The 18970-nt window shown below is 56.1% G+C and carries 19 protein-coding genes; 2 read left to right on the top strand and 17 right to left on the bottom strand.

Annotation, left to right across the window (positions count from 1 at the left end):
• Window positions 1–14 precede the first annotated feature (14 nt).
• Entirely contained in the window at window positions 15–653 is a 639-nt protein-coding gene (locus ACR0DT_RS01640) for a MarC family protein (protein ID WP_480709077.1), read from the top strand.
• Between the two features lie 183 nt (window positions 654–836).
• On the opposite strand, the gene ACR0DT_RS01635 is transcribed toward ACR0DT_RS01640, so the two are convergent.
• The 5 genes from ACR0DT_RS01635 to sciP form a co-directional block, all read right to left on the bottom strand.
• Window positions 837–959, bottom strand: coding sequence for a hypothetical protein (locus ACR0DT_RS01635; RefSeq protein ID WP_480709076.1), 123 nt, complete (start codon window positions 957–959; stop codon window positions 837–839).
• 111 nt (window positions 960–1070) lie between these two features.
• Window positions 1071–3161 carry an ATP-dependent DNA helicase RecG gene (recG, locus tag ACR0DT_RS01630; RefSeq protein WP_480709075.1) on the bottom strand — a complete coding sequence of 697 codons (2091 nt, stop codon included), beginning with the start codon at window positions 3159–3161 and terminating at the stop codon, window positions 1071–1073.
• Complete coding sequence (ligA, locus tag ACR0DT_RS01625) at window positions 3158–5284, bottom strand: NAD-dependent DNA ligase LigA (protein WP_480709074.1); 2127 nt, start codon at window positions 5282–5284, stop codon at window positions 3158–3160. Before ligA ends, recG begins: the two co-directional genes overlap by 4 nt.
• 119 nt (window positions 5285–5403) lie before the next feature.
• Entirely contained in the window at window positions 5404–6120 is a 717-nt protein-coding gene (gene ctrA / locus ACR0DT_RS01620) for a response regulator transcription factor CtrA (protein WP_480709073.1), read from the bottom strand.
• An 82-nt stretch (window positions 6121–6202) separates the two neighbouring features.
• The gene (gene sciP, locus ACR0DT_RS01615) at window positions 6203–6496 is read right to left on the bottom strand and encodes a CtrA inhibitor SciP (protein WP_480709072.1); all 294 of its coding nucleotides are present in this window, start codon (window positions 6494–6496) and stop codon (window positions 6203–6205) included.
• A gap of 129 nt (window positions 6497–6625) precedes the next feature.
• Between sciP and mnmA the strand changes: the two genes are divergently transcribed.
• Window positions 6626–7771: a tRNA 2-thiouridine(34) synthase MnmA gene (gene mnmA, locus ACR0DT_RS01610; protein ID WP_480709071.1), complete on the top strand. Its 1146-nt coding sequence runs from the start codon at window positions 6626–6628 to the stop codon at window positions 7769–7771.
• Here mnmA and ACR0DT_RS01605 read toward each other — a convergent pair.
• The 12 genes from ACR0DT_RS01605 to ACR0DT_RS01550 all read right to left on the bottom strand — a co-directional run bounded on the left by ACR0DT_RS01605 (window position 7768) and on the right by ACR0DT_RS01550 (window position 18970).
• Complete coding sequence (locus ACR0DT_RS01605; RefSeq protein ID WP_480709070.1) at window positions 7768–8349, bottom strand: cadmium resistance transporter; 582 nt, start codon at window positions 8347–8349, stop codon at window positions 7768–7770. The genes mnmA and ACR0DT_RS01605 overlap by 4 nt on opposite strands.
• Window positions 8349–9506 (bottom strand): lipid-A-disaccharide synthase, encoded by a 1158-nt coding sequence (lpxB, locus tag ACR0DT_RS01600; protein WP_480709069.1) that lies wholly within the window; start codon window positions 9504–9506, stop codon window positions 8349–8351. Before lpxB ends, ACR0DT_RS01605 begins: the two co-directional genes overlap by 1 nt.
• Window positions 9506–10300, bottom strand: a complete 795-nt coding sequence (locus tag ACR0DT_RS01595) for an LpxI family protein (protein WP_480709068.1) — start codon at window positions 10298–10300, stop codon at window positions 9506–9508. Before ACR0DT_RS01595 ends, lpxB begins: the two co-directional genes overlap by 1 nt.
• 4 nt (window positions 10301–10304) lie before the next feature.
• Window positions 10305–11090, bottom strand: coding sequence for an acyl-ACP--UDP-N-acetylglucosamine O-acyltransferase (lpxA, locus tag ACR0DT_RS01590; protein WP_480709067.1), 786 nt, complete (start codon window positions 11088–11090; stop codon window positions 10305–10307).
• Window positions 11087–11560, bottom strand: a complete 474-nt coding sequence (fabZ, locus tag ACR0DT_RS01585; RefSeq protein ID WP_480709066.1) for a 3-hydroxyacyl-ACP dehydratase FabZ — start codon at window positions 11558–11560, stop codon at window positions 11087–11089. The genes lpxA and fabZ overlap by 4 nt, the downstream gene beginning before the upstream one ends.
• Window positions 11561–11632: 72 nt before the next feature.
• The gene (locus ACR0DT_RS01580; protein WP_480709065.1) at window positions 11633–12199 is read right to left on the bottom strand and encodes an OmpH/Skp family outer membrane protein; all 567 of its coding nucleotides are present in this window, start codon (window positions 12197–12199) and stop codon (window positions 11633–11635) included.
• 25 nt (window positions 12200–12224) lie between these two features.
• Window positions 12225–14585 (bottom strand): outer membrane protein assembly factor BamA, encoded by a 2361-nt coding sequence (bamA, locus tag ACR0DT_RS01575; protein WP_480709064.1) that lies wholly within the window; start codon window positions 14583–14585, stop codon window positions 12225–12227.
• 127 nt (window positions 14586–14712) lie between these two features.
• Window positions 14713–14841, bottom strand: coding sequence for a hypothetical protein (locus tag ACR0DT_RS01570; RefSeq protein WP_279385375.1), 129 nt, complete (start codon window positions 14839–14841; stop codon window positions 14713–14715).
• 89 nt (window positions 14842–14930) lie between these two features.
• Window positions 14931–16283 (bottom strand): RIP metalloprotease RseP, encoded by a 1353-nt coding sequence (gene rseP / locus ACR0DT_RS01565; protein ID WP_480709063.1) that lies wholly within the window; start codon window positions 16281–16283, stop codon window positions 14931–14933.
• Between the two features lie 4 nt (window positions 16284–16287).
• Window positions 16288–17460 (bottom strand): 1-deoxy-D-xylulose-5-phosphate reductoisomerase, encoded by a 1173-nt coding sequence (gene dxr, locus ACR0DT_RS01560; RefSeq protein WP_480709062.1) that lies wholly within the window; start codon window positions 17458–17460, stop codon window positions 16288–16290.
• Window positions 17460–18242, bottom strand: a complete 783-nt coding sequence (locus tag ACR0DT_RS01555; protein ID WP_480709061.1) for a phosphatidate cytidylyltransferase — start codon at window positions 18240–18242, stop codon at window positions 17460–17462. Before ACR0DT_RS01555 ends, dxr begins: the two co-directional genes overlap by 1 nt.
• Window positions 18239–18970: an isoprenyl transferase gene (locus ACR0DT_RS01550; protein ID WP_480709060.1), complete on the bottom strand. Its 732-nt coding sequence runs from the start codon at window positions 18968–18970 to the stop codon at window positions 18239–18241. The genes ACR0DT_RS01555 and ACR0DT_RS01550 overlap by 4 nt, the downstream gene beginning before the upstream one ends.

Raw genomic sequence — 18970 nt, 5'->3', positions numbered from 1 at the left:
TCGGGGGGATTGGATTGGAAAAATTGCTTGAACACTTTGTTACGCTCTGGGTCGTTATTGATCCAATCGGGACCATCCCTGTTTTCATTGCTGTCACTGCGGGCCTCACAGCAGCGGCCCGTCGTAAAACCGCCCTGCTCGCCGCGCTGGTCAGTGCGGGAGTTCTTCTGTTCTTCCTGGTTTTCGGCCAATTGCTGATCGAAGCGCTGGATATTGGACTGAATTCGTTTCAAGTCGCAGGTGGTATCATCCTGTTTCTCTTTGCACTGACGATGATCTTCGGCGAAAGCAAACAAGTCGTCGAACAGCATGAAGCCGAAGAGGAAATGGAGATTTCCGCCAACAAACCCAATCCAGCGATTTTTCCTCTGGCGGTGCCATCCTTGGCGTCACCCGGTGCCATGCTGGCCATTGTCATTCTGACCGACAATAACCGCTACAGCGCAGCGGATCAGGGCATTACGGCGCTGGTCATGCTGTCCGTTATTCTGATTTCGTTTGTTCTGATGCTGCTGGCAGACCCGATAATCCGGGTCATCCGGGCTTCGGGTGCTGCGATTATCAGCCGGGTCATGGGCATGATCCTAGCTTCGGTCGCGGTGAATTCCGTACTGTCAGCGCTTCTTGAGATTATGAAAACCGGCCAACTATAAAAAAACCGCCGCACCTTCCGGGCGGAAAGGGCGGCGGCAGGTTGTGCGTGTCTCGTGTGGGGTCCGGATAGCCGCACGGGGCCGAGGCTGGCCCCTCAAGGGAATTGGGACAGGCAGGTCACCCTTGACTGAAATGGGGATGACAGCGCGGTATGATCGGCACGAGATCGCAGGCAGAAAGGCTTAGAACGATCCGGGCAGGTGTAGGGCAACCATTAGCATAACCACCAGAGACACGGCCCCCACAGCATCCTGCAAAATCGTCGATTGCGAGCGGCTCAGGGCGGTCTTGATCTGGGTCAGCATGGTCTCACCTCCGGTCGAGATTTAATCCTTTGTTGACCTTTTGTTCTCATATTTCGCCGAGTCGGTAAAGAACTTTTTGAGAACATTTGCGAACTTACAAGAACAAAAAACCTAACCCACTGAAATCAAACGGATTGCCTGATCCTGTTTCATAAGCCACAGCAGAACACGCGCCGCCTGCCCCCGATCTGATTTCAATTGAGGGTCAGCAGATAACAGGGCGCGGGCATCAGTCTGAGCTGTCGCCATCAATCCGGCTTGGCGCTCCAAGTCAGCGATCCGGAATTTGGGTAAGCCTGATTGTGCTGTTCCGATCAGATCACCAGCGCCACGCATTTGCAGATCGGTTTCGGAGATGCGAAACCCATCTTCAGTTTCACGCAGTACTTCAAGACGTTTCCGTCCGCCTTCACTGAGCGGCGGTTGGTACATCAACAAACAAGTAGAATCCGCCTCACCCCGACCAACGCGACCGCGAAGTTGGTGCAACTGTGCCAGCCCAAAGATTTCGGCCCGTTCAATGACCATGATCGAGGCATTCGGGACGTTTACACCGACTTCGATCACGGTTGTGGCGACCAGCACCTTGGTATGACCCTCCTGAAACGCCTTCATCGCCGCGTCTTTTTCCGCCGGTGGCATCTGACCATGAACCAGCCCGACCGTTCCTTCGCCCAGAATGGCGCGCAGGCGTTTGAAACGTTCCTCAGCCGCCGTCAGGTCGGAAACCTCAGACTCATCGACCAGAGGGCAAACCCAATAGCACTGCCGCCCTTCGTCTATAGCCCGGCGCAGGTGGGCCACGACCTCGTCCATACGATCCGTGCTCACAACGGCGGTTTTAATCGGTTTCCGCCCGGGCGGTTTTTCGTCCAGCACAGACACATCCATGTCCCCGTATTGCGCCAGCGCCAGGCTGCGCGGGATCGGGGTGGCCGTCATAACCAGAACATCCGCACCCTGCCCTTTTTCCGACAACTCCATACGTTGCCGGACACCGAACCTGTGCTGTTCATCAACGATAGCCAGTCGCAGCGCACTGAACTCCACGTCACTTTGAAACACAGCATGAGTGCCAACCAGAATGTGAATATTTCCGTTTTTCAGCGCCTCGAGCTTTGCCCGCCGTTCTGCGCCTTTATCGCGGCCAGTGAGGATTTCCAGCACAACCCCGGCCTCTTCGGCCAAGGGACGCAGACCTTCCAGATGCTGCCGCGCCAAAATCTCGGTCGGCGCCATCATGACACCCTGCCCACCAGCCTCAACCGCAACTAGCAAGGCCATGAAGGCGACCAGTGTTTTTCCCGCCCCTACATCGCCTTGCAGCAACCGGTTCATCCGCGCATCCGAGGCCATATCGCCAGCGATATCATCAATGGCCCGCAGCTGCGCCTTGGTGGGTTGATATGGCAAGCTGGCAAGAACCTTTGCCTGCAAAGCGCCCGTGCCAACGCTGACAAGACCCCGCGCCTTCCTCTCGCGCTGCCGCGCCAGTGCCAGCGTTAATTGATGCGCGAACAACTCGTCATATGCCAAACGTTCTCGCGCCGGAGCATGAGCAGCCACATCATCTGCACCTTGCGGACTGTGCACTGCGGTAATGGCAGCAGCCCAATCCTGCCACCCCTGTTTCGCCAGCAAGGCGGGGTCGACCCATTCCGCCAAAACCGGAGCTCGCGCCAAAGCGCTTCGGGCGGCTTTATAGGCTTTCTTTTGAGTTATCCCCTGTGTCAGGTGATACACCGGTTCAAAATCCGGTATGTCCCGCGCCTCTTCAACAGGCAGCATGTGATCCGGATGAACCATCTGCGCCATCCCGTCGAACAGTTCCAGCTTGCCCGAAATCACCCGTCGAGAACCCTCAGGCAGAACACGTTTCAGGTAGTCGCCACGCGCGTGAAAAAAGACCAGTTGGAAGTCCGCCTGACTGTCTTCGACATTAACCCGGTAGGCGCCGCCCTTATTGCGTGGGGGGCGATGGGTTCCAACCGTAACCTCAACCGTCAGAGTCGTTGGCAAGTCAACGCCCTGAATCGTGTCACGGCGGCGTCGATCAATGACGGCATATGGCAGGCTGAACAGAACATCACGCGGCGAGTCTGTCCCCGCCTGAACGAGAACCTGAGCCGTCTTCGGTCCGATACCATCGAGCGTTTCCAATCCCGCAAACAGCGGGAACAGGCTTTCCGGACGTCCACTCATGCAGTGCCGATCAGCTGCAGCCAGCCATCCTCATCCAGCGTTTCAATGCCCAGTTCAGCGGCTTTCTTGGCCTTGGACCCTGCACCGGGTCCCGCCACCAGAATGTCGGTCTTTTTACTGACCGACCCCGAGACCTTAGCCCCCATCGCTTCGGCCCGGGCTTTGGCTTCGGCGCGGGTCATCTTTTCCAACGTGCCTGTGAAGACGACTGTTTTACCTGCGACAGGACTACCGGCAGTATCAGGGCGCTTGACCTCTTGCACGTCTAACTGAGCAACCAAGGCGTCAATGCTGGCGCGCTCAGCCTCTTGCGCGAAGGCTGAAACAAGGGCACGGGCCATGACCTCTCCGACTCCATCAACACTCAGCAAATCTTCCCATTGAGGGCCTTCGAACCCAGCCGCGGTGGTCACGGCATGTTCAAAGTCTCTCCAATTTCCATAGTGTGTTGCGATCAGGTTGGACGCGGCCTCTCCTACATGCCTGATACCTAACGCAAACAGCAGCCGACCAAAGGGAATTTTGCGTTTCTCGTCGATGGCCTCCCACAGGTTGCCCGCACTTTGCGCACCCCAACCTTTCCGATTGGCCAGTTTGTTCAGATTTCCGGCGTCTCGCGCCTGCAATGTGAATATATCAACCGGAGTTCTGATCGGCAGGTCCGGATCAACGTAAAACATCTCGATCTGCTTGGCCCCCAGACCTTCGATATCGAAGGCCTTACGAGAGACAAAGTGTTTTAACTTTTCAACTGCTTGCGCCGGGCAGATAACACCGCCAGTACAGCGACGCACGGCGTCGCCTTCTTCGCGGACAGCGTCACTGCCGCATTGCGGGCAAGTCTTGGGGAACTGGAACGGTTCAGCCCCCTCGGGTCGTTTCGAGATGTCGACATCCGCCAGTTTCGGAATCACGTCGCCCGCGCGGTAGACCTGCACCCAATCCCCAACCCGGATGTCCTTACCATCACGGATGGTACCGCCCTTGGCGTCACGGCCTGCAATGTAATCTTCGTTGTGCAAAGTTGCGTTTGACACGACCACACCACCGACAGTGACCGGATGTAACCGGGCAACCGGGCTGAGCGCCCCAGTACGGCCAACCTGAATGTCGATCGCTTCAAGCCGCGTCCAGGCCAGCTCTGCCGGAAACTTATGCGCAATCGCCCAGCGAGGGGTTGTGGACCGGAACCCCAGACGTGCTTGCAACGACAGATCGTTCACTTTGTAGACGACACCGTCGATATCATAGCCAAGGGTCGACCGCTGCGCCTCGATCTCCCGGTAATGTGCCAGCATCTGATCTGTCGTTTCGCACAGTTGAGTCAACGGGTTGGTTACGAATCCAAACTCGTGCAACCGGTCAATTGCCTTCATTTGGGTTTCTGCCAACGGTTCGGACAGCTCGCCCCAGGCATAAGCATAGAACCGCAACGGACGGGATCGCGTGACGGATGAATCCAATTGCCGCAAGGAACCCGCTGCCGCGTTTCGTGGGTTGGCGAAAGGTTTTTCTCCTGCCTCTTCCTGCCTCGCGTTCAGCTTTTCGAAGTCTTCATGGGACATATAGACCTCGCCCCGCACCTCCAGAACGTCTGGCGCATTTTCCAAAGTTTGAGGAATATCCGAGATCGTCCGAGCATTCGCAGTGACGTTTTCGCCCACTTCTCCATCCCCGCGAGTGGCAGCATGAACCAAATTGCCCTTTTCATATCGTAGCGAAAGCGACAGACCGTCGATCTTAGGCTCGGCCGTATAAGCTAAAGGTTTAGACGCATCTAATCCCAGATATTTTCGGATCGAGCGGTCAAAATCCTGAACGTCTTCATCATCGAACGCATTACCCAGCGACATCATGCGAACGGCGTGCGTAATTTTCGAAAAACCGTCAGCCGGGCGCGCACCAACTTGATCCGACGGGCTGTCGGCGCGCTTCAAATGTGGAAAACGCGTTTCGATTTGGGCGTTTCTGTGCTTGAGCTCATCATACTCAGCGTCTGAAATCTCGGGGGCGTCTTCGCCGTGATACAGCGTGTTTGCCCGCGCCAACTGTTCGGCCAATTGCGCCAGTTCGGCACGCGCGGCTTCTTCAGTCAGATCAGATACCGGAATCAATTCGCTCATGGCCTCGCCCTGTCATATAGTCTTGGACCTCAGTGATAGGGCGAGGTCATGGTCAGGTCCAGACGTGCTGTTCAGTGAGTGAGAACGGCCACCCCGGACCACAGGCGGCCATGTTCAAATCAAGCCCCAACCGCCATCCGTGTTTCGTCAACACTGTTGCTTTGCGGATCACGCAGGACATAGCCCCTGCCCCAGACGGTCTCGATATAGTTGTCACCGCCCGTCGCGTTGCTGAGTTTTTTACGCAGCTTACAAATGAATACGTCGATGATTTTCAGCTCGGGCTCGTCCATACCGCCATAGAGGTGGTTCAGGAACATCTCTTTTGTCAGCGTTGTCCCTTTGCGCAGGCTCAACAGCTCGAGCATCTGGTATTCCTTGCCGGTCAGATGAACGGCCTTGCCCTCCACCTCGACCGTTTTGGCATCAAGATTCACAGCCACCCGCCCAGTGTGGATGATGGACTGTGAATGCCCTTTTGACCGGCGAATGATGGCGTGGATACGGGCCACCAGTTCTTCGCGATGGAAAGGCTTGGTCATGTAATCATCAGCGCCGAATCCGAAGCCTTTGATCTTGCTTTCAGTATCATCGGCGCCCGACAGAATCAGGATCGGCGTTTCGACCCGAGCGATACGCAGTTGCCGTAGAACTTCATGCCCATTCATGTCGGGCAGATTCAGGTCCAGCAGGATCAGATCGTAATCATAGAGTTTTGCCAGATCGATGCCTTCCTCGCCCAAGTCCGTCGCATAAACGTTCAGGTTTGCGTGTGTCAGCATCAGTTCAATGCTTTTGGATGTGGTCGGATCATCCTCGACAAGAAGTATACGCATTTACTGCTCCAATTCGGGTCAATTTACCAATTCAAATTGAGCCTGCTTAAAAATGGTTAATCTGACGTTACCGTTGAATCATTTATTCATTTTCCCCCTTAGGTTGTCGATATTTTTTTAACGCAGTCACCTTCAACGCGTCTGTTCCGTGCTCGGCAACAGCCGAAACCCAGGCGTTGAATTCCTCATCGCTCAACCCGTATCGCTTTTTGGCGTCAGATAGCGTGATAAGCCCATAAACCACCCCCCGCACGACGATCGCCTTGCGTGATGCAACCCAGCGCGTCGTCTCCTTTGGGGGCAGATCGGCACGCGATAAAACCGTGCCATCCGGTAGGGTTACGGATCTTGAACCCTCAACTTTGTGCAAAAACATTCTCTGATCCTCTTCGTGCTGCGACAAAGCTGCCTCAAGCCTACTTAATGCTGAGTGAAACCGCCCCTTGAGAGTGTGTAGAATTTTCTTATATTCTGCCGGTCTTTCTTAACCCGCACTGGAATCACCATGGCCCTCGCTGCCGAGACCCAACTCAATTCGCTTGGATTCGCCAAACCGCCCTCAGAAACGCGGGTGGTTGTTGCAATGTCTGGCGGTGTAGACAGTTCCGTTGTCGCCGCCCATCTGGCAGATCAGGGATATGACGTAGTCGGCGTAACGCTGCAGCTTTATGATCACGGCGCGGCGTTGGCCAAAAAAGGTGCCTGCTGTGCGGGGATCGATATCCATGACGCGCGGCGTGTAGCCGAGGAACGCGGTTTTCCGCACTATGTTCTGGATTACGAGAATATCTTCAAAGATGCAGTGATCGACGAATTTGCCGACAGCTATCTGGCAGGCGCGACGCCGGTGCCCTGCATCCGCTGCAACGAACGGGTAAAGTTCAAGGACCTGCTGGAAACGGCCAAGGATCTTGAGGCCGACTGCATGGCTACTGGTCACTATATCCAACGCAAGATGGGTCCTAACGGGCCAGAGCTGCACAGCGCAGAGGACGCGAACCGCGATCAGTCCTATTTCCTGTTCTCGACTACGCCCGAGCAGCTGGACTTCCTCCGCTTCCCTCTGGGCCATCTACCCTCAAAGGACGCGACTCGGGAGATGGCCGCACTATATGGGCTGGCTGTGGCCGACAAGCCGGACAGTCAGGACATCTGTTTCGTACCCAACGGCAACTATGCCAGCGTCATTGAAAAACTGCGTCCGGGCGCAGCGGAACCCGGTGAGATCGTGCATGCCGACGGTCGCGTTCTAGCCCAGCATAACGGCGTGATCCACTATACCATCGGTCAACGCCGTGGTCTGGGCATCGGCGGCCTTAGCGAGCCTTTATATGTCGTGAAACTGGACGTCGACGCAAAACAGGTTGTTGTCGGTCCCAAAGAGATGCTGGCCACCCGCACCATTCCGGTGCGTGAAATCAACTGGCTTGGGGATGAGCCCTTCACCTCACGCGATGAGTGGCATGTCCTGGTTAAGGTCCGCTCGACCCGCCCCCCGCGTGAGGCGATCATCCGGCCCCTGTCGGATACAACGGCCGAGGTTGAACTGCTGACGCCCGAAGAAGGCGTCTCACCCGGTCAGGCATGTGTGTTCTACGCCTCGGAAGGCAGCCGTATCTTTGGCGGTGGCTGGATTTGGCGCGGTTATTAAATCGCGTCCGTCCACGAGTTGCTGAGAATATAGAGCCCGGCACAGATCATCACATATGGAACCAACCGTTCCAACCGCCGGGCCAGCGTGCCGCTCATGAACGGCGCTTTTGCCCCCAAGAGCGCAACAGTTGCCAGACCAACTGCAGCCAGCACGGCCCCGATCACACCAGCGGTTCTGAAAGTGGGCGCCGAGTCGGCCAGCAGAGGCGCAAGTACGGCAAATGTGTCCATCGACAGGCTAATGAACAGCAGCGTGATCATGATCACCGATGCCCCGGTGTCCAGATTGGGATGGGTTTCTGCGTCGGTCTCTCGCTTTCGCCGGATCAACGCCAGGATTCCCAAGCTTAACGGAATCAGGCCCAGATGTCCGGCCCAATGCGGCACCACGTCCTCGACCCCCAGCGCTAGCAAAAGCGCTGCGCTGATCACGATAACCTGCGCAAGCAGGAAGCCAAAGACCGAGCGTTTGGCCCCTGACACCAATGTCAGCGCCAAAAGCGCTGCCAAATTGTCCAGATTGGTCAAGATCTGCGCCATAAAAGCGGACAGGCCGAAAAGTACGAAATCCAACATCAGGTCGTCATCCGTTCAAGAACGGCCTTTGCAGCTCGCAATCCGGGTGCCTCACCTCCGCGCCCCAGACGGTCCATCGTGATGGCCATGGCATCGCGCTGCGCATCGGGGGCATCGGTTACATGTTTCAATGCTTCCGCGATCAGTTCAGGTTGGCAATCATCCAGCAAACACTCGGGTACTGTCCGGGTCTCGGCCACCAGATTGACGAGCGTTACAGTATCTAGCTTGACCATCCGTTTGGCGATCAGAGTGGTCAGCCAGTTCAGGTTATAGGCAATTACCATTGGTGTGGCTTGTGCAGCCAATTCCAACGAAACTGTACCCGAAGCCGCCAGCGACAACTCCGCTGCCGCAAACGCGGCCCGTTTCTGTGCTTGGGCCTGATCCGAAGGCATCTCGCGCGGATCGACGACAACAGGACTTCCGGGCCAGCTCCGCATATGCTCAGTGACGGTATCCACCATATGCGCGACTGCGGGTACCACAACGCGCGCGTCCGGCCTGTCGCTCAGATAAAGTCTCAGCGCCTCACCAAAGATTGGGGCCAGACGCTCAATCTCACCCCCTCGCGAGCCCGGAAGGGCCAGAATAATCGGTGCTTCACCAAGATCGTAGGCCGCGCGAAACTCTTGGATATCCTTGTCTGAGGCCACTGGTTCGCTGGCCACCGGATGGCCGACGAAATCGCACTCCATCCCCGCGCGTTCCATATAGGGCGGCTCGAATGGCAGCAGAGCCAACACGTGGTCGATCACCTTGGCCATCTTGTCGGCGCGTCCCGGTCGCCAGGCCCAGACACTGGGGGCGACGTAATGCACAGTTCTGATATCGCTCTGCGCTTTGACCAACTTGGCGACGCGCAGTGAGAAGTCAGGACTGTCGATGGTGATCAGTACATCGGGCTGCGTATCAAGAACGGCCTGAGCGGTTTCGGCAATCCGGCGTTTCAAGTGGAAGAACTTGGGCAGAACCTCGATCAATCCCATGACTGACAACTCGGTCATCGGAAAGCGGCTCTCCAAGCCTTGCGCCTGCATCAGTGGTCCGCCAACCCCGTCGAACCGAATATCGGGTACAAGGCTGCGCAGCCCTTCCATCAATGCGCCGCCCAAACGGTCGCCCGAAGGTTCACCGGCGACCAGGAAGACCCGCATCAGATGGTCCGCTCGCGCACATACAGGAACAGGCCCAGACGATTGCATTCGTCGATCACGCGATCCTGCTGCAGCACGATTACGCCACCTTTTTCGATGACAATACCCGCCAGCCCGGCGGCTACAGCACCAGATACGGTGTCCGGACCAATGGTCGGCAAGTCAGCGCGTCGATCCTGATCGGGTTTAGGCGCTTTGAACAGAACTCCCCCCCCCGCATCAGGCCGTTGCGTTAGGGATTGCAGCATCCAATCGGTGCCATAGATGCTTTCGACCGCAAGCGCCTGCCCTTTGGACACCGCACAGGTCTGACCGATATCTGCCGCACCCATGGCCCGCAAAATACCCACCGCCCTGTCCGCATCGGACAGATCAGTCTCGGACGGCTGCGCTTCGGTCAGGCAACCGAGTTGGGGCAACAATGCCGGTGCGATCTCGTGCGCGGCGCGGACAGTCAGCCCGGCGTTCTCGAATATCCCAATCACGGCCCGCAAAGCCCCATCATCCCCGGACATCATCGCCTGTTGCAATACCGGAACCAAGGGCATCGTGGCCGCGTCAATCCGTGACGGATCGATAGCGGGCCGGCGAACCGTGCCTGCCATGCAAATCTCGGTCACGCCTCGGGCTTGCAGCTCTGCAAGGAAGCTTCCCAACTGTTCCAACGGAAAGACGATATCCGCCGTCAGCGCGTCGGGCGTGAACCCTTCCATTGCACAGATCAGCGGGCGGTCAGAAAGACGGCCAACCACTTCGCCCGGCAATGCGCCTGTTCCAGCAATCAATGCCAGCATCGGATTATTTCCTCGGCGTTAGGAACGAGCGATCCGTTTGGCCGGTCACGAAATCCACGATCCGCTGCACGTATTCGCTTTCGTTATCCGCGCCCACTCGGTGCGCCCGCTCCATGAAAGTGCCATCGCCGGTCGACAATTCGCGGAATGCTGCACGCAGGGCCGAGATATCCTCCCGTGAGACGCCGCGCCGTTTGAGGCCAACAAGATTCAGCCCGTCCAACTCGCCCCGCGGTGCCTGAACCAAGCCGTAGGGGATCACATCGTTGGCCACCATTGTCAGTGCACCGATGATCGCACCACGACCCACGCGCACCCACTGGTGCAGACCGGAAATACCACCAACGATCACATCATCTTCGATGACACAGTGACCAGCGGCACCGGCGTGGTTCACCATGATCACACGGTTGCCGATCTGAACGTCATGCGCCACATGCACACCGGCCATAAATAAACAGTCGTCGCCGATCCGGGTGACACCGCCGCCGCCTTCGGTTCCGGTATTCACCGTCACATGCTCGCGAATGCGGTTGCGCTTGCCGATCTCCAGCCGCGTGTCCTCACCACCAAACTTCAAATCCTGCGGAATTTCTCCGATCACCGAAAAATTGAAGATGACGGTATCTTCTCCGATTGAGGTATCGCCGGTCACCACGACATGCGATTTCAATTCAACCCGGTCAGCTAGTTTGACCTGACTACCGACAAAGCAGAACGGACCGATTGTGCAGCCCTCACCGATCTGCGCACCTTCTTCGATGATTGCGCTTTGGTGGATGCCACTCATGTTGTTTTTTCCATGTCCCAATCAACATAAGCTGAGAATTCAGCCTCGGCTGCAACTTCACCATCAACGGTCGCCCTGCCACTGAACTTGAAGATCTTTCCGCCCTTCTTGCCGCGCACGGTGTCCACGTGCATCTCAAGCACGTCACCCGGGACCACTTTTCGACGGAATTTGCACTTGTCGATGTTCATGAAATAGATCAGCAGCTCACTGTCGATCACGTCCATGCCGACGCCCAACATCACACCTGCCGTCTGCGCCATCGCCTCGACAATAGTGACGCCCGGCATGATTGGAGTTCCGGGGAAATGGCCCTGAAAATGGGGCTCGTTCATGGTGACGTTCTTGATGCCAACGGCCGACTGATAGCCCGAGATATCAACCACCTTGTCCACCAACAGAAACGGATAGCGATGCGGCAAGATCCGTTGGATCAACTGGATATCGGCGCTTTTGGTTTCCGTGCTCATGGTGTCGTTGTCCCATTCTGGATTTCTGTTTGCGGCGTGGTTAGCAATACCACGCCATAAGGGCAAGCAAACCTATTCGATGGACCCGTTTTCGACAGTGCTGCCATCGCCGATAACCGCATTGATCCGCACAATGGCAGCATCGGTAATATCGGTGCGATCCGAGCTTAGAAATACATTAGATCGCTCGATAATGATCGAAGCACCAGATTCGCGCAGCAAATCTATCAATACTGGTCTCGCGAGTTCCAGGAACTTCTGCCGGGCCTCTTCACTACGACGCGCCAATACGTCCAGTTTTGCGCGCTGTCCTTCACGGTGTGATTGTACTTTTTCGTCGAAAGCATCGGCCAGTGGGCGAAACTCTTCAGCCGTCATCGTCGCCCGCTGTTCCGTCAGAACCTTCTCCTCACGGCTTAACTCCGCCACAATTCGTTCGTTTTCTTCCCCCAAAAGGATACCTTCGACCTCAATTTCACGCAGGACGCGTTGACCGAAAGCAGATTCGGCGAACAAACGCTCGCTTGACAAAGTCACCACGCTACTTTGAGCGACTCCCAGTTGTTGGGCCGTAGCGATGCCCGAAGAGGCGAGGAACAGAAATACGCACAGGGCCCGAAAAGGGCCCTGTAGCTTCATGAATACAGTTTCCAACATCCAGGGATCAGAACTGGGCCTGAACCGTCAGGTCAAAGTTCTGCTCTTTGTCAAAGTCTTCCTTTTTCAACGCTTTCGAGAAGTTAAAGCGCAGCGGACCGAACGGCGTTTCCCACAGCACCGAAACACCAATCACGTGCCGGATAGAACCGTCTTCACCAACAATGTTGGCCCCGGCGGTATTTACATCGTTGAGATTGTACAGGTTACCGAAGTCATAGAATACGCCACCACGAATTCCAAATTCTTCGGGTAACCCCAGTGGGAAATCCGATTCCAGGCGCGCGACCCAATAATAGTTACCCCCGATTGCATCATCCTGACCGTTAGACAGATCGCGCGGACCGAGACCAGCTGGCTCAAACCCACGGAAGACGCTGGGCCCTAGAACAAAACGGTCGATGGTACGGCTGAAATCATCGCCCCTCCAGTGCAAGGCTCCAACTTCCACCGTAGCCCGCAGAACAACTTCTTCGTTCCAAACTCGGGTTTGCGCAATACTACGTGCAGTCGTCTTGAAGTACTCGTTGTCCCCACCTAATCCGGCTGCGTCGATACCTGCTTCAATCAGAACACCTGCATTAGGATTCAGACCACCAATCCGGCTGTCATAGACGTACGAGAGACCCAGCGAACTTGTTGTCCGCTCACCCTGAGCAATTTCCGAGGAAATGACCGCACCGTTGACCTCATTGCTTTGCTGAGTCATTTCACTGTTTTCCCAGCCGTAGCGTAGACGCAGTGCTGACAGTTCGCCGATCGCGTAGCTCAGCTGCGGTCGAAAGAACAGTGTCTCGGTGTCATAGCTGGCAAAGCTCGAGTTGGTCGTCGATAACCCAAGCCCCATATCGAACCGCAGTTTGCGACCCAACAAGTATGGTTCAGAAAAGTTCAGAGTGTATTGCTCGGCATCTTGTGCGGTCGACAGGTTAACGCCAATGGTTTGCCCGCGCCCAAGGAAATTGGATTCGCTCAGACCAATAGCAACGCCGAAACCATCGGAAATCGAGTAACTACCACCCAGGCTCAGCGAGCCGGTCGGTTGTTCCTCAACATCCACATCCACGATCACCTGACTGGGTGTAGACCCTTCGCGCGGCTCGACATCAGCCACCGCAAAGAAACCCAGGGCCCGGATGCGTTCCGCTGCCTGACGAATCTCACGTGGGTTGAAAGGGTCACCTTCCACCGTGTCGAATTGGCGGCGGATCACACGGTCCAGCGTGGTCGTGTTGCCCTCAATATCGATCCGCTCAACAAAAATTCGCGGACCTTTGGTCAACACGAATTGAACATCCAGCGTCAAATCGCGTGCATTGCGAGTTACGCGCGGCTCCACCCGCAGAAAGTCGACGCCCTGCTTGATCCCCAAGCGCTCCATCCGCGCAATCGAGTTTTCCACCAGCGTTGGCGTATAGGTAACCCCTGGCCGAATTTTCAGCGCGTCCTGATACGGAGCAGCGTCTACCCCTGGAATTTCGCTAACCGTGCTGATTTGGCCAAACGAGAATTTTTGACCTTCCGTGATATTCATCACCAAAAAGAAGGCATCACGTTCACGGGTGAATTCCACATTCGCGCTGTTGACGCGGAAGTCGACATAACCGCGGGACAAGTAAAAGTCCCTGATTACCTGTTTATCAAACTCAATCCGGTCGGCGATGAAAGTGTCGCTACTGACGAATGTCCGCAGAATATTCGCCTGCTTGGATTCTAGAACGCGGCGCAAACGTCGATCAGAATAGGCACGGTTGCCGACAAAGCTGACGCGTTCGACTTCAATGGTGGTACCTTCGGCGACTTCAAACACCAGGTCGACACGGTTGTCACTGCGGCGAATGATGCGGGGAATGACCGTGGCCGACACCCGCCCTTGGGACGAGTAGATTTGAGCAATCAAGTCGGCGTCCGCTTCCGCAACCTGGGGTGTGAACACCCGGCGCGGTTCAGACGAGAGCGCCTCGAGCAGCACGTCATCCTTGACGCGGCTGTTTCCTTCAATACTGATCTGGTTGATCGTCGGGTATTCTGCGACCGCAATCACCAATGTATTGCCACGCGGCGTCAACTCGACTGTCTCAAAAACACCACTGTCAAGCAAACGCTGATAGGCGTCATTCAGTTCACCCGCTGTAACCGACTGACCGGGTTCGATCCCGGTACGTGCAATAATGGTCGATGTTTCGATGCGCTGGTTTCCTTCGACATCAAACGAATTGAAGACGAAATTCTGCGCCCATGCGCCCTGCGGAAGCGACCCAAAAGCTACCAATGTAAAAAAGAAAATTACCGCTAGTGACCGCCACAAAATCTTGTTTTCTGGCTTCTGCCGCCCGCAGGATGTGCCCGCGCCTCGCCTGTCAGTCATATTTTTCACTACCCAATATTTTTGGACTTTAATGCTGATTAGCGAGAATATTTAGCCTTGTCAAAAGACCAAAACACAAAGCGGCCCGAAGGCCGCTTCTTAAAACTTTCACAACCAGTGTTAAGAATCACATGGTGATCAAATATGCCCAACCACCCATCGCGACAGCGGTCGCACCGAAGAACAGCAATGTGTCCCAGTTCAACACGAACAGGCACCCAAAGCTTTTGGCGGATTTACGCAGGGCCTTTGTCATCATTTCCTCTGACACGGTTCAATTTCAGGCAATAAGCTACGCTGAAATTGAGGCGGAATTGCGGCGATTTCTTGGGGTCATCGCCACATTCAGCAGAACAAATCGTTGGTAACAGAAAAGACCATCAGTGCAAGAATCAGCGACACACCAACGCCCATCAGTACCCGCAATACACCATCGCTGGGTGGTTTGCCTGCTATGGCCTCGTAGGCATAGAAAACCAAGTGCCCGCCATCCAACGCAGGGATAGGAAACAGGTTCAGAAGGCCAACGGCTGTCGACAGAACAGCAATGAAGAAAATGAAATTCTGTGCACCTTGGCTGGCCATTGCCCCGGAAGTTTCTGCAATACCGATAGGACCGGATATGTTGCAGGTGCTGATTGCCCCTGTCACCATGTGCCAGACGCCGGACAAAGAGCCGTCGACAATGCGAATGGTCTGCTGCACACCACCCGAAAGCGAGGCAAAAATACCCGCTGGTTCGGTTGCGGGTTCCAGAGCCATACCGCCCACAATCCCAATGCGCCAATGCGTTACAAAGCCACCTTCGGGCTGTGGCTCATCCGTGCGACGTGGGGCCAATGCAAATTCAAGCTCGGCCCCGTCGCGCCAGACATTGAGCAATAGAACCTTACCATCCGATCCCTCAACATGCTCTTTGAGTTGCTCAAAGGCAAAAATCGGGTCGCCGTTGACAGCCGTAATGACGTCACCGGATTTCAGATCAATGTCCATTGCCGCACTGCGTGGAACGACTTGTTGGATGAGCGCCGGGAATAGCCAGGGGCCGGACACATCCAGTGTCTGCCCATCGCGGATCACTGTGTAATCCAGTTCCGGTTCCACTGGTAACGCATCAGTAAAATCGGACCAGGTCCCCTGCTGATCGAAATCCGGAACCGGCAGGCCCGCAATGGCGACGATCTCATCCCCGTCCTGCAGCTCCTGAACCGTACCGGGCAGTGACCGCAGCTCGCCAACGGTCAAAGGATCACGCGTAACGCCCTGAGACATAAAGATAAGGCCGAACACCACAATGGACATCACGAAGTTGAACACTGGCCCCGCCGCAACCGTGGCTGCCCGTGCCCACAAGGGGGCGCCATGCATGGTCCGGCGCAGTTCTTCGGGACTTTGTTCGGTGATTTCCTGCATCGCGCCTTCGTCTTTGCCCGATGCGGCGTTGGCGTCCCCTAGGAATTTAACGTAGCCTCCAAAAGGCAACGCCGCGATCTGCCAGCGGGTTCCACGCTTGTCGACACGGCTCCACAACACCGGGCCAAAACCTATCGAGAATACCTCGGCATGGATGCCGGACCAACGACCGACAATATAATGGCCATATTCATGCACCGCGACGATGATGGACAGAGCGATCACAAAGGCAACGATGGTATAAAGCAGGTTGCCGAATTGAGGGATCAGAGAGAGTACGTCCAAGTTTCTATCCTGCTTTCTGCATCACGGCTTCATCGGCCCACTTACGTGCCAGATGGTCCGTTTGCAGTACGTTATCAAGGGTTAAAGAGGCATCTAGAAGGCCGTCTGACGCCTCAAATCTGTCCAGAACGGTTTCCACGATCCGGGCCATCTCGGGAAAGCTGACCCGGCGAGCGATGAACAGGTCCAGCGCTCGCTCTTTTGCGGCGTTGAACACGGCTCCGGACAGGCCGCCACGCTGCATAACGTTGCGGGCAAGGCGCAGAGCCGGATAGCGGGCCTCGTCCGGGTCCTGAAAGCGCAGTTGACCCAGTTTCGCTAGGTTCAACCGTTCAACCGGCAACTCACGCCGTTCCGGCCAGTGCAGCGCATACCCGATTGCATGCCGCATGTCCGGCGCGCCCATATGGGCCATGACCGCGCCGTCGTTGAAACCGACCAGAGAGTGCACTATGGATTCGGGATGCACTAAAACTTCGATCTGCTCCGGAGAAACGCCAAAGAATTCTCGCGTTTCAATTACTTCTAATGCTTTGTTGAACATCGACGCACTGTCGATAGTGATACGCTGGCCCATGTCCCAGTTCGGATGGCTCGAGGCTTGTTCAACCGTCGCGTTGGCCAACTCATTCAGCGGCCAATCCCGGAAAGCACCACCGCTGGCGGTGATAATGATCCGCTCGACCGCGCTCATATCCTCACCGACCAGCGCCTGAAACACGGCGGAATGTTCGCTATCTACCGGCAAAAGGCGGGCATTGTGTTTCCGAGCCGTCTCCAACACCAAAGGCCCGGCGCAGACTAGTGTTTCCTTGTTTGCCAGCGCTAGTGTGGCACCTTGTTTCAACGCCTCAAGACCAGGCGGCAATCCGGCAGCGCCTACAATGGCCGACATGACCCAATCCGTCGGCCGTGCTCCGGCTTCGGTCAACGCAGCCTGCCCGGCGGCAACTTCGATGCCACTTCCGAAAAGCGCGGCACGCAAGTCCTCTAACCGGTCCTCATGGGCAGTCACGGCCAGATCGGCGTTCAGGCGGCGCGCGTCGTTTGCTAGCTTTTCGATGTTGGCCCCGCCAGTCAGCGCTACCACGTCATAGGCGGAAGGGTTTCGGTCGATCAAATCGATAGTGTTCTGTCCAACCGATCCGGTCGCGCCAAAAATGGAAACTCTGCGCATTACATGCCTCCGGGGGAATAGATCAGCCCCGCTATCAGAACGAACAGGGCCGCCCCCATCATCCCATCAAACCGGTCGAGAAACCCGCCATGTCCCGGGATCAGGTTCGAGCTGTCCTTGACCCCGAATTTCCGCTTGGTCGCACTTTCGACGATATCTCCGGCCTGGCTGGCCATAGAAGCCAAAACTGAGATCAAAACAAACATGAACCCAAATCCTGCATAGATTGCAAAAATGGCACCCACGATGGCCGCCGCGGCCCAACCTCCGGCAGTACCCGACCATGTTTTCTTGGGGCTAACTTTGGGCCAGAATTTAGGGCCACCAAAGGTTTTGCCAACAAAATACCCGGCCACGTCTGTCGCAACGACGACTGAGATCAGCCACACCATCCAGCCAAAACCCATCGTCTCGCGGATTGAGATAAAGCCCAGACCAGACGCGGCAATCCAGATGGCGAACAGCGTAAAGATTGCTTTCGAACGACCGACCTGCCCTGCCCCAACCAAGGACGGAGCCACCAGAATCGGCAGTTTGAAAAGCGGTGGCACGTGATAGCTGACCAGAACGGCCACTCCGGTCAGGATGCCAAGCTGAATGCGCACGCCGACCTTGTCCGGATCAATCATCCGTACCAATTCCCAGGTCATCAGACCGCAGGCAATTGCAATGAAAGTTTCAAACCACAAACCGCCCAGCCAAACTTCGACCGAGCCGATAACCACCAGCACAGCGGCAGACAAAACACGGGCGCTAAGGTCAGACCATCGGCCGTCGCTCATACCGACACTGCTCCAAAACGGCGCTCGCGGGATCCGAAGTTACGGCACAATCGTTCCAACTCGGCCGCAGTGAAATCCGGCCAGAGCGTGTCGATGAATTCATACTCTGAATAAGCAGACTGCCACAGCAGGAAGTTCGAAATCCGTGCTTCGCCGCTGGTTCGGATGACAAGGTCGGGATCAGGAAGAACATGCGTATCCAAATATTTGGGCAGTGTTTCCTCATCCACATTCTCGGGACGCAAGCGCCCTTCGGCAACGTCCCGTGCAAGGCGTTTGGTTGCCCTCGCAACTTCATCCCGGCCGCCATAGTTCAGAGCAACCGTCAGGTGAACCAGATCGTTATCCTTGGTTTCTTCTTCCAACGCATCCATCAAGGCAGTCAGTTTGGCGTCCAGACGAACCCGGTCGCCGATGAACCTCACCCGGATACCATTTTCCTTGAGGGTTCGCGTTTCTTTAATGATGTAGCGCCGAAACAGGCTCATCAGCCCAGCGACCTCGGCCTGGGTGCGTTTCCAGTTCTCGGTGGAAAAGGCGAAAACAGTTAGATATTTGATGCCAAGCTCTGGGCAGGCTTCAACCACCTCTCGCACGCGTCGCGCCCCAGCGTGGTGTCCGAATAACCGTGGCCGTCCACGCGCCTGCGCCCAGCGTCCGTTCCCGTCCATGATAATAGCAACATGGCGCGGCCCAAGTGCGGGCGCAGTATGAGGAGTGTTGAGCAT

The organism is Ruegeria sp. BI11 (assembly GCF_056538005.1).
Note: the sequence above shows the minus strand (reverse complement) of the source record. Positions and strands in the feature narration are given on the sequence as shown.